Here is a 21,380-nt window from a genome sequence, read left to right as displayed (position 1 = left end):
AGTTTATATTATTACACAAATACATATTTTTTATACAAAAAATAGTTAAAAATAAAACTCAAAAAAAGAGCTATAAAAACAGCTACATAAAAATGTAATTCAAAAATCTGATTCAACATCCAAATATTTCCAGAATAAAAAACAAATGCAATAACTAAAGCAACAAAATATCTTACAGTCATCATATTCATAATCTTTTTTTCATCAACTTTAAATGTATAGTGTTTGTTTATAAAAAAATGTGTTACAACAGCTATAATATAAGATATTGTTACACTTAAAAAAGTAACTATTTCAAATATATCTCTTAAGATATACAAAGATAATAGTTTCAATAAAGTCACCCCAACTCCAACTATTCCATAAATCACAAATTGGCTTTTTAGTAGTTTTAATATCATTTGAATATATCCCAAAAATGTCTTTTTTTAATACCTAAAAAATCTTTTGTCTCTTTTATAGTGTCTAAAATTTCATAAATATTATCTATCTTTCCACCCATAATATTAGAGAAATTTTTTATTTCATAATCTTTTGTAAATAGTATTGGTCTTCCATCATCAGTTTCATTTTTCACCTGAACTGTCTTTACTTCAAATATGCTATCTTTATAAATAGCATTTTCAAGAAGTGGAATATATCTTTTTGCATCATTTATCATATATCTGAAATTTGATTTTTTATCATATTTTTTTAAAATATCATATCCATTTTGATAATCATCTTTATCTATCCAACTACCATGAGGTGTATATCTCACATGGCTAAAAGTGTTTAGTTTTCTTGATGGAAAAGGCATTATTGAAAAAAATGGTCCATCCATAATAGTAATAGAAAAGTTTTTAAGTTCATCAGGTAACTCAATCAAAGCCATCTCTGTGATTTCATGTTTTAGATTTAATAGTGGCATATTTGAGTTATTTAAAACTGTATTAAGTCCTGAATATGTGCAGTTAAACACAAATCTTGAATTAATTGCTTCATCATCTTCTAAATATATATTTATTGTATCATCTAAACTTCTCTCTATTTTTTCTACTTTTGTATTTAATCTTAATTCACAATTACTCTCTTCAAATTTCTCTAAAACTATATTTTTAAGTATTTGAGAGTCAAAAGCAAACTCCTTTACACGAAATACTTCATCAATAAGCTTATCATCAAAAAGTGCTTTAATATGTGATGGAGCTTTGCTTATAGGAGCATTCATTTTATTGTAAATTTCATAAAATTGATTTGCATTTACTTTTGAACCTATTTTTGCTATTGCATAATATTTATCAAAATCATTTTTTATAGCTTTATCAAAATCTTTTATAAACTTTGGAAAATTAACTAATGACCTAAAAGCAGTTACTAGACTTCTAGGATAGTGATAACCCATATGAACTCTTGCTTGATTTATTAAACTAGCTCTTTGTAAAATATCTTTTTCTTGTTCTATTACTACAACATCATCAAAATACTCTTTTAAAAAAAGCCCTAGAGTTGTACCAAAAAATCCACCTCCAATAACTACACAATCATATTTTTTCATTTATCACCAATAATTAAAATTTTATTTGGATAGCCATCTTTTATAGGGTCAAGCTTTTCACCATCTACAAAAATATTGATATATTGACTGCTATATTGTAAGCTTGTAATAGTTCTTGTTTCTGAAAAATTAAACTTTAATTTATCTCCAATACTCAAAGATTGTCTATTTAAAAAATTATTTTCTATAAAAAATCCACTTTTAGATAAACTAATTCCATTTGCCCAGTTTTTATCACTTAAATTAAAACTTTGAAGCTCTTTTTGTTTATCTATTTTTGAGTTTAAATCTATACTTGTTTGCCATAATCTACTATCTTTATTAAACTGTCCTGTACGAATAGTTTTGATTTTATATTTTGGTAAATCTTTTGTTGCTATACAACTATTTTTATATTCTCCCCAAAATGGTGTTTCAAGAGCTTGAGTATTCCAAGAAAAATCTAAATTATCAAAAGCATATTGCTTTCTATTTTCTGGTAAAGTATTTATATCTTCAGGAACTAAATGCAAAAAGAATGTTGTAGTTATATCTTTGTTTTTACAATCTTTATAAAAATATACTATTTTTTGCTTTTCTGGGTTTATTTTTATTAGTAGTTCATTGTTCTCATACAATAAAATAGAGTTATTAATATTACTTAAAATATTATTTTCTTTTTCTTTATAAATATAATACTTATTTGATAAAAAAACAATTATTATAATAGAAATAATTAATATAAGTATTTTTTTAATCTCAAATTTGGATAATAAATTAGAAATTACTATAACAAATAACACTTGTGAATATAAAAGTACAGGGAAAAAATATCTTAATTCATGATTTTGAGAAGTTATAAAAAATGTACAATAATATAGCCATGAAATACTAAAACCAAGTGCTAATGGTAGAAAATATTTTTTTATTACAAACAAAATATATATTAAAAATAGTACTCCTAAAACAAATATTTTATATGGTTCAAACATAAAAGTTATATTCTTTGAAAAAGAAAAATATTCATTAATTATTTTCTCTTTATTTTCATTTGTTACAAATCCTAGTTTTTTATGTTGTTCTGCCCAATTACCATTTCGCCATTTAGCAATTTCAGCATTTGATAATGGCTTATCTATTCCCATTAAACTTGAAATATATTTGAATTTTTCTGTGATAAATAATATGGGTTCATTTTTAAAAATATCTAAATAATTCTCAAAAGTTTTTTTACTTAATTCATCATTTTTTGATACTTTTCCTATAAATTCTTTATTTTCATTTCCACACCAAATTCCATTATAACAAATCTTATTTTTTATATTATCTGTATTACTTCCAAGTGAATTCATAAATTCAATATGTTTGCTATCTTTTGATTTTGTTCCCATATTCGCATATTCCCAAGCAAATCCAATAACCCAACTATTACTTGTTTTCATATTTAAAGATGAAGTAATATAAAAAGGCGAATATGCAACAACTAAAATCAGCATGGACATAGTTATTGTTTTTATATTAAATTTTTGATTATTCCTATATATAAAATATATAAATATAATTGAGATTATTGGGGCTAATAAAATTGCATTAAGCCGAACAGAAACAAGTAAAAAAACAGTTATTAATAAAACTATATAACTACTATTTGAATATTTTTCATATAATTTTAAAAGTATATATATTAAAAATAAATTTAATACTGCATACAATGTATCAAAAGAGTGGAATAAGGCATAAATATAGTTTATTGGTAATATTAAAATAGCTATTATAATTATATTTTTATATGGACTATCAATTATTTTATTTACTATCTTAAAAATTAAATAAGAAAAACAAAAAATCTGAAAAAATATAAACAATCCAACTTCTTTTGTAACTCCATAAAAGAATGACTGTAATACTGAAGGTATTACTGGATGATGACTTGAAAAACTTGAAAAATTTGAAAATCCATTTTTATAAAATTCTATAGCCAAATTCCATCTTGGAACACTATCACTATAAAGTATTCCTGGATAAAAGCTCAAAACAAGTATTAAAGCATAAAATAAAGAGAAGTAAAACCCAAATTTTCTATGATTTAAAATATCTAATAAATATTTTAATATTAAATCGAATGATAAATTTAAAGAATTCTTAGCAATCATACTTACCCCTAAAAAGTTCCCATAAAATTTTGATTAATAAAAAATTACCACTAAAAGAGCTTATTTTTGTAGGTATTTTTCCATCACTTGGATAGGTTCTAGTTACTGGAACTTCACAAGTTTTTAAGCCTAATTTTGGAGCTTTTACAGATAAATATGCCAAAAGTTCATAAGTATCAAAAATATCTCTAAATGGTTCAACACTAGAGTGTTCTAAATATTTTTTACTATATCCTCTATAACCATTTGTAGTATCTGTATATTTAAATCTAGCAAGAATAGAAATTACTGGAATATGAATAAGCTTTACAGCAAGATGTCTTATTTTTGGAGTATTTATTGCAGCTCCACCTTTTATAAATCGGCTTCCTTGTATCATATCAAAGCCATCATCTAGTTTTTTTATAAACTCATAAATACTTTCAACACTATCTTTCCCATTGCCATCTACAGTTATTATTCCTTCATATCCTTCATCAAGAGCAAACTTATATGCCATACGAAGCTGTGCTGATAATTTTCCTTTATCTTGTTTTGTCAAAATTGCTCTTACATCACAATTTTTTAAAAAATCTAACTCCAAAGAACCATCACTACTTCCACCATCTGCAATAATAATATCTATATCTTTTGCAAATTCTTTCATTTTTAGAAGCTGATTTTGTATTCTTTCACCCTCATTTATAACAGGTACTACAACACAATATTTTGTAGATTTCTCTTTTAAAATCTCTTTTTTATGATTTGGTATTTGATTAAATTTCATATATTTTCCATTTTATAAATATTTGCTATATACTCTAAACTTTTATTTACAGCTTCAATATTTGATTCCATTACACCATTTTTCATCTCTATTGAAACCCATTTATCATAGTTTAAACTTTTTAAGATTTTTGCAAATTTTTCATGATTTGTTTTATTATTTGTGATTAGTTCCAAAAATGGCTCTGAAATATGAAAATGTTCTGTATAAGGTAAAGCTATTTTTATATTTTCCTCTATATTTTCATCATTCATAGCCATAACAGCTGAATCTATATGAAGCATAAAACCTTTTGAATTTACATCTTCTACAAGTTTTATAGCTTCTTTTGTATTTGTTATAAAATCACAACCATACTCTTTTGCATTTGGTTCTATACAAAAACATCTATCTTTTGAATATGCATAATCTCCAAGCTCTTTAAAAAAATCAATAGCTATCTTTTTAGCTTCCTCTTTTTGTATATCTCCTATAAATCTATTTTTAGGTGAACCAAAAACTAAAACTTTTACATCAAGTTTTTGTGCTAAATCTATAATCTTTTTTAAATACTTCAAAGTAACATTTCTGCTATCATCAAATATTTTAAGTTCTGGTTTTCCAAATAGAAGCGATTGCATTGCAGGAAATTTAAAGTTATAAGGTTTAATATATTCTAAATAATCATTTATTTCACTATTACTTACATTGGATAAATCTTTAAAAAGTTTTGGTGGAGCTAGTTCTATTCCTTTAAATCCATACTTTTGGATTAGTTCAAATATCTCTTTATCTTCATTTACTTCCCAAGCAATATTAGAAATAGAGAGTTTCATATTTCTGCCTTTGCTCTTTTTACAAACTCTTTTACTTTTTGTAAAACTTCTTTTTTTGATTGAATATAAGTTCCATACTCACCAAAAATTTCTGCATAATTTGTATGCATATCATAAAAAGGTGCATTTGGTGTTGGATTGTTGTCAAAATCTATGTCAAATCCTGCTTTTATTACTTCTTTTACACTCGTTGGTTCTGTCGCAAAATTTATAAGTTTTATATCATTTTCTATAACTTTTTTTATATCATTTGCCAAAGTATCCAAAGAGTAAAACTGAAATACTGCATCGCTGTGAATTTTATTTGTTTCATTATTATGTAAAAAATCATAAATTATATTTTTCTTTAAGCCATCACCAAAAAGACCTGGAAGTCTTACTATATGATAGTTTTCAAATCTCTCACTTACAAATGTTTCAATAATTCTTCTATGTGTTCCATAAGCATGATGATTTGATAAATCTATAAAACTATCTTCATCTACATCAATAATTGACTTGTAAACATCAACTGTAGAAATAAGTACAAATCTTTTTGTTTTTACTTCTCTAATTGCATCTATAAGTAAACAAACACTTTGTAAATCTTCTGTTGGTTTTTGATTTGCTATCCATTTTGCAGCTGGTGATCCTGCACAATAAACCACATCATACTCTTTGTTTTTTATATCTTCTATATTTTTTGAGTTATAAAAATCATCAAATTTTATTTGATTTTTTAAATTCGTTCCAACAAATCCTGTATATCCTATTAATGCTTTTTTCATTTAGCTTATTCCTTATCTATATTTTTTTTATCTGAAAATATTGCTACACTACTTTTTTCATCTGTAATTTCATAAAATGGTGTATTTTTTTGATTTTGCAATATCATTCTTACATATTCACCAATTACAGATAGAACTAAAAAAAGTACAAAATAAACTGCTGAATTATAAATATTTGATGAAGTCCAACCTTCAATTACATCATCTTTAAAAAGATAAACTCCAAATACATAAAATACATATAAAAGATTTATTATTGCAGTGCTAAGAGATAAAATAGTTGCCATTCGTATTAATCTATGAGAATAATTTACTAAAACATCTATAGTGAAATTTATATTTTCATAAAAAGTTCTTTGATTTGATTTTTTACCTAGTGGTAAATATGAGTGTTCATATTTTGAGAAGCCATTATTAAATTTAAGAAGCTTTAAAAATTTTACTCTATCTTCATTTTTTGTTATAAAATTTATCACTTTTCTATTTATTACAAAAAAATCACTATACATACTATCTATTTTTATTCCAGTAAAAATAGAGATTGTTTTATAAAATAGTTTTGAACTGATTGATTGAAAAAATGTATTAAACTTTTTCTCTCTTTTTCCAATTACTACATCAAAATTTTCTGCAAATTCAAGCATCTTTTCTAAATCATTTAAACCATCATGTGACAAATCTAAGATTGCACAATAATCTCCAATACAATTTTCAATAATTGTTGTATGAGCAACTTCTATATCAACATAAGATGATAATTCAAGTATTCTAATATTTTTAAACTTCTTTAAAAGTTCCGAAAATATTGTAATGTCACTATCATAATTTAATAATATTATTTCAAAATAATTATAGTTTCTATCCAAAATAGTATGTAATTCTTTAATACTATTTATAGATGTTTTAGCATTTAATATTAGTCCTATTGATATAAAATTATCTTTTTTTATCTGATTATGCAAGTTGTCCCCTGATATTTTCTATTCAAAATGAATTAAAATATTACCCGTTAAGAAATAAATATCTCTTTAAAATTACTCATATTGAATAAAAATGGAGTTCATTTTGAATATAAATGCAAATATAAATAATATTTTAGAGAAAAAAGGACTTACTAGAAAATATTTTGTAACTCAGTTACTTTTATTAAATCCTGTTTTAAAAACAACTGGTGAAGCTCCTAGTAGTTCTACAATTTATGGTTATTTAAATGGAAATAGAGAAGTAAAAATAGAGCTTTTACCATATATAGCAGAAGTCTTAGATATATCTATTGCAGAACTTTTTGATGAAGAAGATAAAAAAAGCAGATTAAAAACTTTAAAAAATATTCTAAAATCTCCAAGTATTGAAGAACAAAATATACTAGAAAGCTATTTTAAATTTGAAGAAAAACTACATAGCCAAAAAATGCAAAGCGAAGCAAACTATCATCTATACAACTATATTTATGAAATGCTTCCATATAGCTCTGAAAAGTTTTTATACTCACTTATAGATGTTTTAGAAAGTTTCAAAGACTCTACAAAAATAGCCGAAAATGATATAAAACTTTGATAATTCAGATTTTAAAAGCTCAATATTTTTTATTTATACTTCTATTATATCTTCACTAGATTTTGTAAATACTAAATAGCTTTTTCTATAAGTATAGAGAATTTGACTCCATTTTTTATATTTTGAACTTGAAGCTTTCCAGCAAAACTATCTTCAATTATCATTTTTGATAAATATAGCCCTATTCCTGTACCATCTTCTTTTGTGGAAAAATATGGTTCAAAGATTTTTTTTAAAAATTTTGCTTTTATTCCTCCGCCATTGTCTATTAATTCTATTAAAACATCAGCACTATTTGAAGATATTACTATTTTTATTTTTGGATTTTGTCTATTTTTTAAAATATCTATTGAGTTTGAAAGCAAAGATAAAACTACTTGAGAAAGCTCATTTTTCACTCCAAAAATCTCTATATTTTCAAAAGTTTGATACTCAATTTCAAGATTTATACTATATTTTTTTAAATCAGCACTCAAAAGTGAACTTGCATTTAAAATAGCCTCTTTTACTGTAAAGTTACTTTTTGTTTTATCTTGTATATAAAACTCTTTAAAATCATCTATTGTTTTTGACAAAAATATTAGCTGTTCTTGGGCTTGAGCTATCTTTTTATCAAAAAACTCTTCATCTAAATTTCTATTTTCAAATCTTTTTTTAAGATTTAGCAAAATATATGAAAGGCTATTTAAAGGTTGTCTAAATTGATGAGTTATATTTGCAATCATTTCACCAGATTTTACAAACTTTGATTGTTGTAAAATCATCTTTTCAAACTCAATATTTTGTTTTTTCAAATCACTATATTTATATGCAATAGAGATTGTAAACAGCATAGCTTCAAGAGCAAAAACAACTAAAACTAAATCATAATATCCACTATTTATATAAAAATATTTAAAATCAAAGATAAATAAAACTGCACAAAAAAAACTCCAACCAAAAACATAAATCATAGTTGGCTTAAAGCCTTGTTTGAGGTTAAAAACTATTGAGATAAACAAAACTGCATAAACAATTGTATAAGGTAGATATTCAAATAAAATGTAGTGATAAAAAGCCGTTAAAATCACAACATTTAAGAAAAAAGTATTTATTAAAAGCTCTTTGTAGTTTGTGATTTTTGGTAAAAATTTTCCTTCATAGTAGCTAATTGCGAAAAATAGAGCAAAAATAGAGGCAACAGCCATAGAAAGCTCTTTTATATAGTGGCTAATTTCAAAAAAATTACTATATGAGAGTATAAAAACAAAAGAGAAAACTTGCATAAAACAGTAGCTAATATAAAATAACTCTTTTGAGTATAAATATATTACAAAAGTATATACTATTGTCATAATTAATATTCCAAAAGTTATGCCGTAAAATAAGACAATATCTGCTTCAAATTGCAATTTTATATCCTATATTTGCAAGATTTTCTATAATATCTTTTGGTAATTTTGCTTTTATATTTTTTACCAAAGTTTTTAGAGCATCTTTTGTCATCACACCATCGTGCCACACATAGTTTTCTATCTCTTCATAGCTTACAACTCTATTTTTATTTTTAAGTAAAAGTTCCAAAAACAAAATCTCTTTTGCTCTTAATTTTACTAATTCCTCATCTATTTTTAGATTTTTATTAAATATATCAAAAACTATATTTTCATAGATTTCAATTAGATTTGAATTGTCTTCACAAATAGCTTCTAAACATAGATTTAAAGCCTCTTTTAGGCTATTTTCTTCTACTGGTTTTACAAGATATTTTACAAGTCCAAGCTCTATTGCTTCAAGCAGATACTCTTTTGTACAAAATGCAGTTACAAGTATAATTTGAGTCTTTTTATCTGTTTTTCTAATCTCTTTTACAAACTCCAAGCCATTTAATTTTGGCATTGAAATATCGCTAATTATAATATTTGGTTTATGCTCTTTATAAAGTTTCAAAGCATCAATTGCATTTGAAGCCTCATAAATAGAGTCAAAGTAGTTTTCAAGATACTCAACTGCATTTTCTCTTGCAATATCGTCATCTTCAACATATAAAATTTTTATATTTTCATAAGGTTTTTTAATCATCTTGTATTATAGCTTATATATCTTTATGCTAAAATAGTTGCAAAAAGGATAAAAAAATGAAACTTTTTTCTTTGCAGATGCAAACAACAAATGACTTTGAAGAGAACTTACAAACCTTAAAAGATTTAATCAACTCTTGTACCCAAAACTCAATAATTTTAGCTCCTGAGTTAGCAATTGTAGGTTTTGCATATACAAAAATGCAAAAAGCAAGTGAATTTAGCAAAAAAGCTATAGAGGAGTTAAAAGAGCTTTCACAAAATAAAATCATTGCAATAACAACAATAATAAAAGAAGATGATAAATTTTTTAATAGGCTTTTTATTTTTCACAATAAAAAAATAGTCCATACTCAAGATAAGATAAAACTTTTTCCCTTAGGAGATGAAGATAAATTCTTTACTCCAGCAAAAGAGCAAAATATAAAAATTATTGAAATAAATGGAATAAAAATTGCTACACTTATTTGTTTTGAGCTTAGATTTCCCACTCTTTGGGAGCAGATAAAAGGTGCTGATATTATCTTAAACCCTGCTATGTGGGGAGTAAAAAGGAAAGAGCATTATGAAAGTATTAGTAAAGCTCTTGCTTTAGTAAATCAATGTTTTGTAGTTGCAAGTAATAGTGCAAATTCTAATATGGCAAAAGGAAGTGCGATAATTTGCCCATTTGGAGAAGTTATAAAAGATGATAGCAAAACTATTTTAGAGGCAGATTTTGATAAAAATGAAATTTTAAAAGTAAGAAAATATATAGATATAGGATTAAATTAATTTTTTTATGTTTACGATTATTACACAATTTTAAATTAAACTCTATACTTAATAAAATAAATAAACAGGAGAAAAAGCGTGAAAATAAGGTTATTTTTACTAATTTTGCTATTTGTTTCAAATATTTTTGCAAATGAAATAGATATAAAAAACTTAACACAAGAACAAAAAGAGACACTAAAAGAGATTAAACAAAAAGGTGATAGCCACGGTTTAGGATATACTTTAATGGCAATTGCAATAAAAGAGTCAAAACTTGGTGAATATATGATAAATCTTGATACAAAAGATTTTGGTTTGTATCAAATAAATATAAAATCTGCTTTAAATAGAAATAATATGAAAGACACAACTTGGAATAGAAATGTTTTAGCTTCAAAGTTGGTTTCTGATTTTGATTTTGCTACAAAAAATGCTATAGATGAACTAACATACTGGCAAAAGTTTCACAAAAATGATTGGTCTAAAATTTGGGGAAGCTATAATGCTGGATTTAAATTTAATAGCAAACAAGCTAGAGCTTATTCAAAAGAGATAGCTTCAATTATTGAGAAATTAAGAAAAATTGATGTGTAAAAAAGGAACTAGTTTCTGCTAGTTCTTATTTTTTTAGTATAAATATGATACTGATTATCATATTTAATCAAAAACAAAGTTTTCTTTTTGTAATATTCTGATATTAATTATCAATACAAAGGAAAGAGATGAGTATTTTGATTATCGGTGGAGACCAAATATCACATATTAGTTCAATGTTAATGGAACTTGGAGCAAAAAGCATAAATCATTGGGATGCAAGAAAAAAGTCTTCAGCACCAAAGAAAAAACTACCGCAAGATACTGATTGTATAGTTATGCTAACATCTTTTTTAAATCACAATACAATGCTAAAATATAAAAATGAAGCTAAAAAAAGAAATATACCTTTTGTTTGTGCAAAAAGATCTACTGCTTGTGTTTATGACGAATATGTAAAGATAATGAATATAAAAAACTGTAGTGAGTGTTATGCACACTCAAATGATTAAAATAAGGATAAATTTATAATGGCAACAGCAATATTTTTTGGAAGTAATACAGGAAACTGTGAGGAGATAGCAAAATCAATATCTACTCAATTAGGAAAAATTGAAACTTTTAACCTTGATAAAACAAAAGTAGAAAAAATGAATGAATATGACAAAATTATTTTAGGTGCTTCTACTTGGGGAAATGGTGAGTTAAATGATGATTGGGAGAGTGTTTGGGATGATTTCCAAAATATTGATTTCTCAAACAAAACAGTAGCACTTTTTGGTTTAGGAGATCAAGAGAGTTATGGAGATGAATTTTCAGATGCAATAGGTCTTATTTATGAACATTTAAATAAAACAGGTGCAAAAATTATAGGTTTTACATCAACAGAAGGTTATTATCATGATGCTTCAAAAGCACAAATAGATGATAAGTTTGTTGGATTAATAATTGATGAAGATAATCAAAGTGAATTAACAAAACAAAGAGTTACAAATTGGGTAGATAATATAAAATCGGAAATTTTATAATATTAAAATAAGTAGTATTTTTTATACTACTTATTTTTGGCAACTTTCACAAAGACCATAAAGTTGCATTGAGTGGTCTGTTATTTTAAATTTATTTGCTTTTGCAATCTTTTCTTGTCTTTTTTCAATCTCTTCATCAACAAATTCAACTATTTTTCCACAATCTGTGCAAATTAAGTGATCATGATGAGATTTGATATTACTCTCATATTTTTTTCCATCAGCACCAAAATTTAGAGAAGCTATTAATTCAACCTCTTCTAAAAAGCTTAAAGCCCTATAAACAGTAGCAATACCAACATTTGTTTCTGGATAATCTTTTTTTATTTGATTATAAATCTCTTCAGCTGTTAAATGTTCGTTTGCTTGAAGTAAAATATTTAGAACTATCTCTCTTTGTTCTGTATATTTTAAGCCTTTTTGCTTAACTATTTTTTTTAATTCTTCTATTATATCATCGTGATTATCTATCATTAAATTCACCTTTTAAAAAATAAACATTCTAGTATATCTAAAGTTTTCAAAAATTCAAATTATTTTTATATACATTTAGTATAAATTATTTCACTTTACAAAATAAGAATCATTATTAATATAAAATAATATTTGTCAGAGTAAATTTCATTATTTCATTTGAACTATTTTATTGTATAATTCCCCAAAATTTTAAGGAAGTACAATGCTAAAAAAATTCTTTTTCATCTCTATTTTTTGTGCAACTTCTATTTTTGCTTCACAAAATAGAGCTTATGATGTAAAATCTGCAATTATAGAGTATGCAATAGTAGCTGAAAGCCAAAATAACAAAGAGTACATAAAAGGTAGCAGTAAAATGTATTTTAAAGACTTTGGTGATTTAGAAATAACTGATACAACTATGATTCAAAAAGTTTTTGATGAAGAAGAAAAAGAGAGAAATATAGTAAAAATATCAAAAGATACAATGTTTAATGTTGATTTTGATGAAGAAATTATATACTCTTCAAAAGTTGCTTCAGATGAAAATGGTTCAAGTAGATTTGTTTTAAATAAAGAAAATCTAGAAAAAATGGGTGCTTCTTGGGTTGGAAATGAGACAATTTTAGGTTATAAATGTGATATTTGGCAACTAGGAGATGACAGAATTTGGACTTATAACGCTGTTCCATTAAGACAAATTAGCAAATCATCAAGTGGAATGCAAATGCAAGAGGCAAAAATTGCTAACTTCAATATAGATATAAAAGATGATAAATTTAAATTACCTAATTTTCCTATTAAGCAAATAGATGAGATGTTTATAAATGAAGAGGGAGAGGGAGATTTCTAAGATTATCTTAGTATGTGAAAACTCCAAAAAAAGTTTTATGAAAAATTTATGTGGTATTGATGAAGCTGGCAGAGGTCCACTTGCAGGTCCTTTAGTAGTTGCTGGGGTTGTACTATTTGATGAAATATCAGGATTGAATGATTCAAAAAAATTAAGCGAAAAAAAAAGAGAGAAACTTTTTGATGAGATTTTAGAGAAATCAAAAAATCATATAGTTTTTAAAAGTGCAAAAGAAATAGATGAATTTGGTATTAGTGCTTGTTTAAAAAGCTCTATTTTAGAGATTATGCAAAATTTAGAAAAGTTTTCAGACTCTTTTTTAATGGATGGAAATACAAATTTTGGAATACAAACTCTACAAAAAGAGGTAAAAGCTGATGCAAAAATCCCAAGTGTTAGTGCTGCTTCAATTTTGGCAAAAGTAAGCCGTGATAGATTTATGGATAGTATTTCAAACAAATATCCAAACTATGATTTTAATAAACACAAAGGTTATGGTACAAAATCCCATATTGAGGCTATCAAAAAGTTTGGAAGAAGTGATATTCATAGATTTACTTTTAAATTAAAAGCTCTTGGAGAAAGTGAATTTGGAGTTCAAAAAACTCTTTTTTAAAAGGCTAAAGATTAAGGTTTTATCCTTAATCTTGCCAACTAACTACTCTTCTTGTATCCATTAGTTCAAGCTCTTTTTCAGTTGTAATAACAATATCTTTATCAACTGTAAAATCAAGTCTTTCATCTCTCCCTTCATAAGGAATTGAGTTTAAAATAACTTTTATTGAGTTAAGTCTTGCTAAAAATTTACTATCACTTCGTATAATTGTCCAAGGAGATTTTTCTGTATTTGTGTACTTTAACATATCATATTTTTTTTGAGTAAACTCTTCCCATCTACTTTGCATTTGCATATCAATTTCACTTAATTTCCATTGTTTAAGTGGGTTTTCTTCTCTCTCTTCAAATCTTCTTGCTTGTTCCTCTTTTGAAACAGATAGATATATTTTTAGAAAATGAAAACCATGATCTATTAAATCTTCCTCAAATCTTTGAACACTTTTCATAAATACTTCATACTCTTTTTGACTACAAAAACCAAAAACAGGCTCAACCATAGCTCTGTTGTACCAAGATCTATCAAAGATTACTATCTCTCCACCTTTTGGAAATTGTTCAACATATCTTTGATAATACCATTGAGTTTTTTGAACATCAGATGGCTTTCCAAGAGCTACAACTCTATAATGTTTCTCATTCATATATCTTGTAATTCTTCTAATTGCCCCACCTTTTCCTGAAGCATCTCTTCCCTCCATCAAAATAATCATCTTTTCATTAGTTTTTTCTAAATGATTTTGAAGTTTGATTAATTCAACTTGATATGGTCTTAAAATCTCATCTTTTGTTCTATAAAGATATTTTGAATGTAATTCACTGATAAAACTCCCATTTCCCTCTTTTATCTTCTCATTAAATTCATCTAAACTCATATTTGATTTACCTATCAAATTTTTATCATAATATTTTTCAAATCCCATTCCTAGCCCCTTTATTAAAATTAGTATATTATAGCAACTATTTACTAACTTCTCCAATATGATTCTCAACAGATTTTATTTTACTATTAATTCTATCTTCTCCAGAGGCTCTAATATCAAAATTCATCACAGCATAAACCCTATTACAACCCAACTCTTCCAACTTCAAATAGCATAAATTTGCCAAATCTAAAAGCTCTTTAAAAGTTTTGGCTTCAACTATTGTATTCATTGAAGTTAATTGATATTTCAATCCACTATCTCTAATTACTTTTAAAATTTCTCCTACTTCCTTACTTTTGCTCCCACTTGTATTTGTTGGAAACATACTCAAACTCATTAAAACCGACATTTTGCACCCTTTAAACCATATTTTTAAATTTGTTTTGCTAGTATATAAAAATTTTATTAAAAAGGATGAATATGCAACTAGATGTAAATGCAGAAGTTATAGTTTCACAAATGGGATACTCATTAAATGATTCCACACTAAGACAAGCTCAAAAGGTAATAGAAGTTACAAAAGGGTTTGATAAATTTGCAAAGCATATTCTAAGCTTGAACGACCAAATCAAAAAAATGAATGCCTATGTTGGGTTTTCAAATAAAAATGATTATTTAAAAATAAAATGTGATGAAAATGATTCAAAAGAGATTTTAGAAGCTTTTCACGATACGGTTTGGAAATGGGCAGAAAAATATAAAGTAAATATAGAGAGATTGGATAAAAAACCAATCTACTATATTTTAGGTGCAGAAGATTAAAAAATCTTAACTCTACTATGACAATATGGGAATTTTCCTGTTTTGTTATAGTAGTTTTGATGATAATCCTCTGCTTTATAAAAAGTTACTTCAGGATATAAACTTGTTGCTACTTTGTAGCCCTTTTTCTCCAAATCTACTATCAAATTTTGAGCAATTTGTTTTTGTTTTTCATCTGTATAAAAAATTGCACTTAGATATTGGCTTCCAATATCTGGACCTTGACCATTTGTCTGTGTAAAATCGTGTATTTCAAAAAATAACTTAGCTAAAGTTTCAAAACTTACAATATTTTCATCAAAAATAACTTCTACAACTTCCAAATGTCCACTAGCTCCACTACAAACTATTTCATAACTTGGATTTGGAATATGACCACCCATATATCCTGAAACTACACTTTTTACTCCATTTTGTCTTTGAAAATAATATTCAACTCCCCAAAAACAACCTGCTGCAAAATATGCCTTTTTTAAATTCAAATTTTCATTTTTTGCTTCAAAATCTAAAGAAACAGAGTTTACACAATGTCTTGTATTTTTAGATGTAAAACCCTCACCTTTAAATACATGACCTAAATGAGCATCACAATTTGAACAAACAATTTCAACTCTTCTTCCATCAATATCTGGAACTTCTTTCACTGCACCACTTATTGCATCATCAAAGCTAGGCCATCCTGAACCTGATTTAAATTTACTATCACTTAGAAAAAGTTTAGCATTACATTTTTTACATCTATAAACACCTTTTTCATAGAAATTATCATAAATACCTGTAAAAGCTCTCTCTGTTCCTTTTTCTTCTATTACATATCTCTCAAAATCACTTAATTTATTAAAATTCATAGTCTTTTTTCCTTTAAAATAGTATTATATATACTTTAAATTATAACCAAAGGTGTTTTAAATGAAAGAGAATCTACTGATTGTTTGGACAAACGGTGATATGGAAGTTGCAAACAATTTCCCACTTCTATATTCAAGTGTAATTTTAGAGAGAAATTATTGGAAAACAGCACATTTAATGCTTTGGGGACCATCTATTTTGCTTGTTAAAGAGACATTTATTCAAGAAAAATTAAAACATATCCAAAGTACAGGTGTAAAAATGAGTGCTTGTATAGTTTGTGCTGAAGATTATGGAGCAAAAGCTGAGTTAGAAAGCTTAGGAATTGAAGTAACTCATACAGGAGAGCTTCTTACATCTGCACTAAAAGATGATACTTTTTCAGTTTTGACTGTTTAAGTATTTTAAAAACTCATTTATTAAAACTGAAGTTATTCCCCAAATAACTTCCTCTTTATATTTATAAACCCAAACTTTGTGATTTTTATTTCCCCAAGGTTTGTGGTAGGCAATTGGTAGATTTAGCTTTTCTACTGGAAAATGAACAATTTTTTCACCATTTTCATCTATCTCATATGGCAATACCTGATGTTTTAAAGTGTAAACTTCTGGCTTAGTTTTTTTAAAAAAACTAAGTGGAATTAAAACTATCTTTTCAACTTCATTTTTATCAATTTTTAGATTTTTTAGAGAATTTTTCTTAATTTTTCCAACAAAAGGTTCAATAATTGCTCCAATAGTTGTAGAAAAACTATCCATTTGACCATATATTTGTATATCTTTTCTCTTTAATCCCAACTCTTCAAAAAGCTCTCTGTAAACTGTATCTTTAAAGTTTTTATCAAGTTTTTTATCAAAACCTCCACCAGGAAAGCAAATATCTCCACCTTGCCTTATATTTGCTGCTCTTTTTTGAAAAAGAAGATAGCTTTTATTTTTTATATTTACCAAAGGAATTAAAACCGCACTATTAAAAAATCTATCCCGTCCTAAAATATTTGGATATTTTGGAAGTTTTGTTTTTAAAATCTTTGCTCTTTTTTTATCTATTTTCTTCATTTTATAAGCTTTGTACAGCTTTTACCATAGTTTTGCAAACTTTTTCTAGCTCTTTTTTTGAAATTGTATATGCAACAATTGAGTAAAAGAGTTTTCCAAAAGGGCGAAGCCAAACACCATTTTGTACACAAAACTCTTGAAGTTTTAAAGCATTTCTATCATCTTTTAACTCAACAACTCCAATACTTCCAATAACTCTTACATCTAAAACTTTATCGTTTGATTTTAAAACTTCAAGCTCTTTTTTAAAAATAGTTTCAATATCTTTTACTTTGTTTTTCCAATTTAGTTTTAGAAGCTCTTTTATACTTGCATTTGCAACACTACAAGCCAAAGGATTTGCCATAAATGTTGGTCCATGCATTAAAACACCAATTTCACTGTTTGTTATAGTATCGCTTATATCTTTTGATGTAAGCATAGCAGCCATTGTCATTGTCCCACTTGTAAGTGCTTTTCCAATAGTTATAATATCTGGTTTTATATTTGTGTGCATAAAAGCAAAAAGCTCTCCTGTATGTCCAAAACCTGTTGCAATTTCATCAAATATTAGTAAAATGTCATATTTTTCACAAAGCTTTTTTGCAACTTCTAGATATTTTGGGTTATAAATTCTCATGCCACCTGCTCCTTGAACAACAGGTTCAAGAATAAATGCTGCTATTTTTTCATGGTGTTTTTCTAAAGTTTTTTCTAAATCTTCTAAAGCTTCACTATAATCGCCATTAAATCCTAAAGCTGGAGCTTCCACAAAGATATTTTTACTTAAATAATCTCCATATAAAGAGTGCATAGAAGTTTGTGGGTCGCAAACACTCATAGCCCCCAAAGTATCGCCGTGATATGAGTTTTTAAGAGCTAAAAAAGTGTGCTTATTTTTTCCTTTTGCTTTTTGATATAAAATAGCAGTTTTTAGTGCAACTTCAACACTTACTGAGCCACTATCACATAAAAAAACACTAGGAAATCCTGTTAGTTTTACCAAAGTTTTTGCTAGTTTTGCAGCTGGAGTGTGAGTTAATCCACCAAACATAATATGTGGCATTTTTTTGCCTTGTTTCTTAAGTGCTTTAAAAACTTTTTTATTGTTATAGCCTAAAACAGCACTCCACCAAGAACTCATTCCATCAATTAAAACTTGCCCATCTTCTAAATATATTTTGCAATTTTTTGTCTTTTTAACTGCTCTTATAGGGCTTTTTGTTGGAAGTGAGTTGTATGGATGCCAAAGATGATTTTTATCTATTTCTAAATAGTTCAAATCTTAATCCTTTTCATTTAAAATAATAGTTGTTTTTGCACCTTTATAGATTTCATTTTCATAAGTAAAATCAAAATTCTTTATAAATATATCACCATTCATATGTCTTGCAACTATCTCTTTTGACATATAAAGCCCTATTCCTGTACCACTACTTTGGTGTTTAGTAGTAAAATATGGTTCAAAAACCTTATCTAATATATCTTGCGGAATTCCTTGTGCATTATCATATATCTCTAAATAAATTCTTCTATCTTTTTTTTCTAAAGAGATAAATATTAGTTTATTTTCTATATCCTTTTGCAAAAAAGCATCTTTAGAGTTGTTTAATATATTTATTAACACTTGAATAAATTCTGTTTCATATCCTATAATCTCAATATCTTTTGGCTCATATATTATTGATATACTATTTTGAACAAAATTAGCATTTATCAAATCCAAACATTTATAAATACAAGAGTTTAAAGAGAAAGGTTCTTTATTCTTTTGAGGTCTAAAAAAGTATCTAAAATCATCTATAGTTTGAGATAGATATTTTGAAGTATTAACTATTTGATCAACAGTTTTTATAAGTTCATCATCATTTAACAAATTCATCTCTTTTTTTACTTTTAAAGAACTAGCATTTGTAGTAATAATAGATAAAGGTTGTCTCCATTGATGAGCTATATTTTCAATCATATGTCCCATTGATACCATTTTTTGCTGTTGTGCTAAAATTTTATCTTTTTGCTGACTTTTTTCAAGTTCTCTTTTTATCTTAACAGATAACCTTTTATTAACATTTTGAAGTTTTTTTGTCTTTAAATCAACTAAATATTTTAATCTTCTATTTGCTTTATTTAACAAAATTTGTCTATAAACACCCAAAGAAAATAGTATTATAATAACAAAAGATATTTGTAAAAGTAAAGTATAATCAAACTCCTTTTTACTCTCTTTTATTGTCCATTTATTTAATATATCATTTGAATTTATCTTATCAATAGTTAAAATAGCTTTGTTTAATATTCCTAGCAAATTTTGGTTATTTTTTAATACAGCTAAATGAACATCTTCGTTTTCATCTAATTTAGCAGAAATCTGAAGCTTTGATAAATAACTTGTCTGAATTTGATACCAAGATGTTTGCATAAAATCAATATGGGCAAAATTTTCACCAGCTAATATTTTTTTAAAGCCTTCATCAAGAGTTTTCACTGTAACAAACTCAATATTTTTGTATTTTGATTTTAAAATATCTAAAAAGGCATAATTTTCAACAACAGAAACTTTTTTATTTTTAAGAGATTTTAAATCATCAATAAATGTTTCTCCATTTTTTGTAGTTAAAACTAAAGGGAGATTTAAATATGAATTTGTAAATAAAAGCTCATCTTCTCTACTTTTTGATTTAATTATCATAGGTAAAAAATCACAATGACTATCTTTTACAAACTCTAAAGATTGAGTTAAACTATCTGCTTTTACAAAATTTATAGGTTTTTTTATAGAGTTTTCAAGTAAAGCAACATAATCAGAAATAAAACCTATAAATTTTCCATCTACAATATCACTATATGGCATATGATTTGGAATAATACAAACATTTAAGCTATCTTTTTCATTTAAATAATTTTTTTCTGATGAAGAAATAACAAAATTATCATCACTATTTAAAACAAAATCTTCTACATTAATACTATTTTCAACAAGACCTAAAACATTGTATAAATCATAAATTCTTTGTAATTTATCTAATTTTATCTCACCTAATTTTGTAGTTTGAAAATATGATAATTTTTTCAACTCATTTGCTTCAAAAATAAGTTCATCTGATGTTAAATTTTGGTTATTATATTTATTTAATATAGTATTTGTAGCCTCTTTTATATTATTATAAGCATACTCAAAACCTTTTAAACTTGCATTTTTAAATAATATTACTCTATTTAAATCACTTGAAATCAACTCTTTATTTGTATATAAAAAGTCGCTATACATATCAAAACCATAATCTTTTGGAGCAAAGGTATTATAAGAAATTCCATTCTTTTGCAAAAAATATGGAGCTTTTGAAGTATAAGCAGTGATTAAATCTGTTTTTTTATCTACTAAATCTTGAATATTATGAGAGTGTGGAATAAATTTCAATGTTTTAATATCAACTTTTTTTGATACAACCATTGCTTTTATCGATACTTCTTCTGCATCATCTCTTGTACTCATAACTCTTTTATTTACAAAATCTTCAATTCTCTTAATATTTGAATCTTCTGTACTTATCAAAATAAGTGGTGAGGCTTGAAAAATAGCTGCTAGAGCTACAATATTAGAGTATTTTCCCTTCTCTAAAATTAGATTTTCTCTTCCAACGGCAAAATCTATTTTACCGCTATTTACATCAGAAATTATTTTTTTATCAAATGCAAAAGGAAGAATTTCAACATCAAGTCCAGCTTCTTCATAAAAACCTTTCTCTTTTGCCATATAATAACCAGCATATTGAAATTGATCAAACCATGCTAATTGTAAAGTTACTTTTTTTAATTCTGTTGAATAAAGAGTTGTAGAAAAAAATAAAAAAATAAATAATCCAAATTTCTGCATAGAATTCAAAAAAATAACCTTTTAATCAATTTAATGAAGTATATAAAAATTTTTT

Annotated in this window: 25 protein-coding genes; 9 read left to right on the top strand and 16 right to left on the bottom strand. The window is 25.7% G+C overall.

Translation table 11 applies throughout. The features are described 5' to 3' along the window. Positions 1-11: 11 nt before the first annotated feature. The 7 genes from IQC44_RS07065 to IQC44_RS07035 are packed head-to-tail and all read right to left on the bottom strand — an operon-like array spanning position 12 to position 6,979. Positions 12-401, bottom strand: a complete 390-nt coding sequence (locus IQC44_RS07065) for a GtrA family protein (protein WP_198305641.1) — start codon at positions 399-401, stop codon at positions 12-14. Further along, the gene (locus IQC44_RS07060) at positions 398-1,537 is read right to left on the bottom strand and encodes an FAD-dependent oxidoreductase (RefSeq protein WP_198305640.1); all 1,140 of its coding nucleotides are present in this window, start codon (positions 1,535-1,537) and stop codon (positions 398-400) included. Before IQC44_RS07060 ends, IQC44_RS07065 begins: the two co-directional genes overlap by 4 nt. Next, positions 1,534-3,669, bottom strand: a complete 2,136-nt coding sequence (locus IQC44_RS07055; protein WP_198305639.1) for a hypothetical protein — start codon at positions 3,667-3,669, stop codon at positions 1,534-1,536. Before IQC44_RS07055 ends, IQC44_RS07060 begins: the two co-directional genes overlap by 4 nt. Further along, positions 3,659-4,435, bottom strand: a complete 777-nt coding sequence (locus IQC44_RS07050) for a glycosyltransferase family 2 protein (RefSeq protein WP_198305638.1) — start codon at positions 4,433-4,435, stop codon at positions 3,659-3,661. Before IQC44_RS07050 ends, IQC44_RS07055 begins: the two co-directional genes overlap by 11 nt. After that, positions 4,432-5,250 (bottom strand): sugar phosphate isomerase/epimerase family protein, encoded by an 819-nt coding sequence (locus tag IQC44_RS07045; protein WP_198305637.1) that lies wholly within the window; start codon positions 5,248-5,250, stop codon positions 4,432-4,434. The genes IQC44_RS07050 and IQC44_RS07045 overlap by 4 nt, the downstream gene beginning before the upstream one ends. After that, positions 5,247-6,017, bottom strand: a complete 771-nt coding sequence (locus tag IQC44_RS07040; protein ID WP_198305636.1) for an NAD(P)H-binding protein — start codon at positions 6,015-6,017, stop codon at positions 5,247-5,249. Before IQC44_RS07040 ends, IQC44_RS07045 begins: the two co-directional genes overlap by 4 nt. 5 nt (positions 6,018-6,022) lie before the next feature. Beyond that, complete coding sequence (locus tag IQC44_RS07035) at positions 6,023-6,979, bottom strand: glycosyltransferase (RefSeq protein ID WP_198305635.1); 957 nt, start codon at positions 6,977-6,979, stop codon at positions 6,023-6,025. Between the two features lie 103 nt (positions 6,980-7,082). Here IQC44_RS07035 and IQC44_RS07030 point away from each other — a divergent pair, with 103 nt between their 5' ends. Further along, a complete protein-coding gene (locus tag IQC44_RS07030; protein WP_198305634.1) occupies positions 7,083-7,574 on the top strand; it encodes a helix-turn-helix domain-containing protein in 492 nt (163 codons plus the stop codon). A gap of 71 nt (positions 7,575-7,645) precedes the next feature. Here the strand turns inward: IQC44_RS07030 and IQC44_RS07025 are convergent, their stop codons facing one another. Next, complete coding sequence (locus IQC44_RS07025) at positions 7,646-8,965, bottom strand: sensor histidine kinase (protein ID WP_198305633.1); 1,320 nt, start codon at positions 8,963-8,965, stop codon at positions 7,646-7,648. Then, entirely contained in the window at positions 8,955-9,635 is a 681-nt protein-coding gene (locus IQC44_RS07020) for a response regulator transcription factor (protein ID WP_198305632.1), read from the bottom strand. Before IQC44_RS07020 ends, IQC44_RS07025 begins: the two co-directional genes overlap by 11 nt. Before the next feature lie 56 nt (positions 9,636-9,691). Between IQC44_RS07020 and IQC44_RS07015 the strand changes: the two genes are divergently transcribed. The 4 genes from IQC44_RS07015 (at position 9,692) to IQC44_RS07000 (ending at position 11,952) form a co-directional block, all read left to right on the top strand. Further along, positions 9,692-10,408, top strand: a complete 717-nt coding sequence (locus IQC44_RS07015; protein WP_198305631.1) for a carbon-nitrogen hydrolase family protein — start codon at positions 9,692-9,694, stop codon at positions 10,406-10,408. A gap of 78 nt (positions 10,409-10,486) precedes the next feature. Next, positions 10,487-10,984: a transglycosylase SLT domain-containing protein gene (locus tag IQC44_RS07010; protein ID WP_198305630.1), complete on the top strand. Its 498-nt coding sequence runs from the start codon at positions 10,487-10,489 to the stop codon at positions 10,982-10,984. Positions 10,985-11,112: 128 nt separating this feature from the next. Beyond that, entirely contained in the window at positions 11,113-11,436 is a 324-nt protein-coding gene (locus tag IQC44_RS07005; RefSeq protein ID WP_198305629.1) for a DUF2325 domain-containing protein, read from the top strand. An 18-nt stretch (positions 11,437-11,454) separates the two neighbouring features. After that, a complete protein-coding gene (locus IQC44_RS07000) occupies positions 11,455-11,952 on the top strand; it encodes a flavodoxin (protein ID WP_198305628.1) in 498 nt (165 codons plus the stop codon). A 30-nt stretch (positions 11,953-11,982) separates the two neighbouring features. Here the strand turns inward: IQC44_RS07000 and IQC44_RS06995 are convergent, their stop codons facing one another. Next, a complete protein-coding gene (locus IQC44_RS06995) occupies positions 11,983-12,426 on the bottom strand; it encodes a Fur family transcriptional regulator (protein WP_198305627.1) in 444 nt (147 codons plus the stop codon). A gap of 205 nt (positions 12,427-12,631) precedes the next feature. Here IQC44_RS06995 and IQC44_RS06990 point away from each other — a divergent pair, with 205 nt between their 5' ends. Then, complete coding sequence (locus tag IQC44_RS06990; RefSeq protein ID WP_198305626.1) at positions 12,632-13,261, top strand: hypothetical protein; 630 nt, start codon at positions 12,632-12,634, stop codon at positions 13,259-13,261. A gap of 37 nt (positions 13,262-13,298) precedes the next feature. After that, entirely contained in the window at positions 13,299-13,877 is a 579-nt protein-coding gene (locus IQC44_RS06985) for a ribonuclease HII (protein WP_198305625.1), read from the top strand. Between the two features lie 25 nt (positions 13,878-13,902). Here the strand turns inward: IQC44_RS06985 and ppk2 are convergent, their stop codons facing one another. Next, positions 13,903-14,799, bottom strand: a complete 897-nt coding sequence (gene ppk2, locus IQC44_RS06980; protein ID WP_198305624.1) for a polyphosphate kinase 2 — start codon at positions 14,797-14,799, stop codon at positions 13,903-13,905. Positions 14,800-14,836: 37 nt separating this feature from the next. Beyond that, complete coding sequence (locus IQC44_RS06975; protein ID WP_198305623.1) at positions 14,837-15,151, bottom strand: MTH1187 family thiamine-binding protein; 315 nt, start codon at positions 15,149-15,151, stop codon at positions 14,837-14,839. Between the two features lie 71 nt (positions 15,152-15,222). Here IQC44_RS06975 and IQC44_RS06970 point away from each other — a divergent pair, with 71 nt between their 5' ends. Next, a complete protein-coding gene (locus IQC44_RS06970; RefSeq protein WP_198305622.1) occupies positions 15,223-15,564 on the top strand; it encodes a hypothetical protein in 342 nt (113 codons plus the stop codon). Here the strand turns inward: IQC44_RS06970 and IQC44_RS06965 are convergent. Then, positions 15,561-16,412 (bottom strand): bifunctional methionine sulfoxide reductase B/A protein, encoded by an 852-nt coding sequence (locus IQC44_RS06965; RefSeq protein ID WP_198305621.1) that lies wholly within the window; start codon positions 16,410-16,412, stop codon positions 15,561-15,563. The genes IQC44_RS06970 and IQC44_RS06965 overlap by 4 nt on opposite strands. Before the next feature lie 61 nt (positions 16,413-16,473). Between IQC44_RS06965 and IQC44_RS06960 the strand changes: the two genes are divergently transcribed. Then, complete coding sequence (locus IQC44_RS06960) at positions 16,474-16,812, top strand: DsrE family protein (RefSeq protein ID WP_198305620.1); 339 nt, start codon at positions 16,474-16,476, stop codon at positions 16,810-16,812. On the opposite strand, the gene IQC44_RS06955 is transcribed toward IQC44_RS06960, so the two are convergent. From IQC44_RS06955 to IQC44_RS06945, 3 genes are read right to left on the bottom strand one after another with little or no spacing between them, the layout of a single operon-like run. Next, positions 16,795-17,472, bottom strand: coding sequence for an NUDIX hydrolase (locus tag IQC44_RS06955; protein ID WP_198305619.1), 678 nt, complete (start codon positions 17,470-17,472; stop codon positions 16,795-16,797). The genes IQC44_RS06960 and IQC44_RS06955 overlap by 18 nt on opposite strands. Position 17,473: 1 nt before the next feature. After that, complete coding sequence (gene bioA / locus IQC44_RS06950; RefSeq protein WP_198305618.1) at positions 17,474-18,733, bottom strand: adenosylmethionine--8-amino-7-oxononanoate transaminase; 1,260 nt, start codon at positions 18,731-18,733, stop codon at positions 17,474-17,476. A gap of 3 nt (positions 18,734-18,736) precedes the next feature. After that, on the bottom strand, positions 18,737-21,325 hold the full coding sequence (locus IQC44_RS06945; protein WP_198305660.1) for an ABC transporter substrate-binding protein: 2,589 nt from the start codon (positions 21,323-21,325) through the stop codon (positions 18,737-18,739). Positions 21,326-21,380: the final 55 nt, after the last annotated feature.

It is taken from the genome of Arcobacter vandammei (assembly GCF_016106035.1).
In the GTDB taxonomy this organism is placed as follows: domain Bacteria; phylum Campylobacterota; class Campylobacteria; order Campylobacterales; family Arcobacteraceae; genus Aliarcobacter; species Aliarcobacter vandammei.
This window is presented reverse-complemented; position numbering and strand designations above follow the sequence as displayed.

Excerpts from the sequence above, each read along its gene's own strand:
- IQC44_RS07065 (WP_198305641.1), bottom strand. The coding sequence starts at position 401 with ATGATATTAAAACTACTAAAAAGCCAATTTGTGATTTATGGAATAGTT.
- IQC44_RS07060 (WP_198305640.1), bottom strand. The coding sequence starts at position 1,537 with ATGAAAAAATATGATTGTGTAGTTATTGGAGGTGGATTTTTTGGTACA.
- IQC44_RS07055 (WP_198305639.1), bottom strand. The coding sequence starts at position 3,669 with ATGATTGCTAAGAATTCTTTAAATTTATCATTCGATTTAATATTAAAA.
- IQC44_RS07050 (WP_198305638.1), bottom strand. The coding sequence starts at position 4,435 with ATGAAATTTAATCAAATACCAAATCATAAAAAAGAGATTTTAAAAGAG.
- IQC44_RS07045 (WP_198305637.1), bottom strand. The coding sequence starts at position 5,250 with ATGAAACTCTCTATTTCTAATATTGCTTGGGAAGTAAATGAAGATAAA.
- IQC44_RS07040 (WP_198305636.1), bottom strand. The coding sequence starts at position 6,017 with ATGAAAAAAGCATTAATAGGATATACAGGATTTGTTGGAACGAATTTA.
- IQC44_RS07020 (WP_198305632.1), bottom strand. The coding sequence starts at position 9,635 with ATGATTAAAAAACCTTATGAAAATATAAAAATTTTATATGTTGAAGAT.
- IQC44_RS07015 (WP_198305631.1), top strand. The coding sequence starts at position 9,692 with ATGAAACTTTTTTCTTTGCAGATGCAAACAACAAATGACTTTGAAGAG.
- IQC44_RS07005 (WP_198305629.1), top strand. The coding sequence starts at position 11,113 with ATGAGTATTTTGATTATCGGTGGAGACCAAATATCACATATTAGTTCA.
- IQC44_RS07000 (WP_198305628.1), top strand. The coding sequence starts at position 11,455 with ATGGCAACAGCAATATTTTTTGGAAGTAATACAGGAAACTGTGAGGAG.
- IQC44_RS06995 (WP_198305627.1), bottom strand. The coding sequence starts at position 12,426 with ATGATAGATAATCACGATGATATAATAGAAGAATTAAAAAAAATAGTT.
- IQC44_RS06990 (WP_198305626.1), top strand. The coding sequence starts at position 12,632 with ATGCTAAAAAAATTCTTTTTCATCTCTATTTTTTGTGCAACTTCTATT.
- IQC44_RS06985 (WP_198305625.1), top strand. The coding sequence starts at position 13,299 with ATGAAAAATTTATGTGGTATTGATGAAGCTGGCAGAGGTCCACTTGCA.
- ppk2 (WP_198305624.1), bottom strand. The coding sequence starts at position 14,799 with ATGGGATTTGAAAAATATTATGATAAAAATTTGATAGGTAAATCAAAT.
- IQC44_RS06975 (WP_198305623.1), bottom strand. The coding sequence starts at position 15,151 with ATGTCGGTTTTAATGAGTTTGAGTATGTTTCCAACAAATACAAGTGGG.
- IQC44_RS06970 (WP_198305622.1), top strand. The coding sequence starts at position 15,223 with ATGCAACTAGATGTAAATGCAGAAGTTATAGTTTCACAAATGGGATAC.
- IQC44_RS06965 (WP_198305621.1), bottom strand. The coding sequence starts at position 16,412 with ATGAATTTTAATAAATTAAGTGATTTTGAGAGATATGTAATAGAAGAA.
- IQC44_RS06960 (WP_198305620.1), top strand. The coding sequence starts at position 16,474 with ATGAAAGAGAATCTACTGATTGTTTGGACAAACGGTGATATGGAAGTT.
- IQC44_RS06955 (WP_198305619.1), bottom strand. The coding sequence starts at position 17,472 with ATGAAGAAAATAGATAAAAAAAGAGCAAAGATTTTAAAAACAAAACTT.
- IQC44_RS06945 (WP_198305660.1), bottom strand. The coding sequence starts at position 21,325 with ATGCAGAAATTTGGATTATTTATTTTTTTATTTTTTTCTACAACTCTT.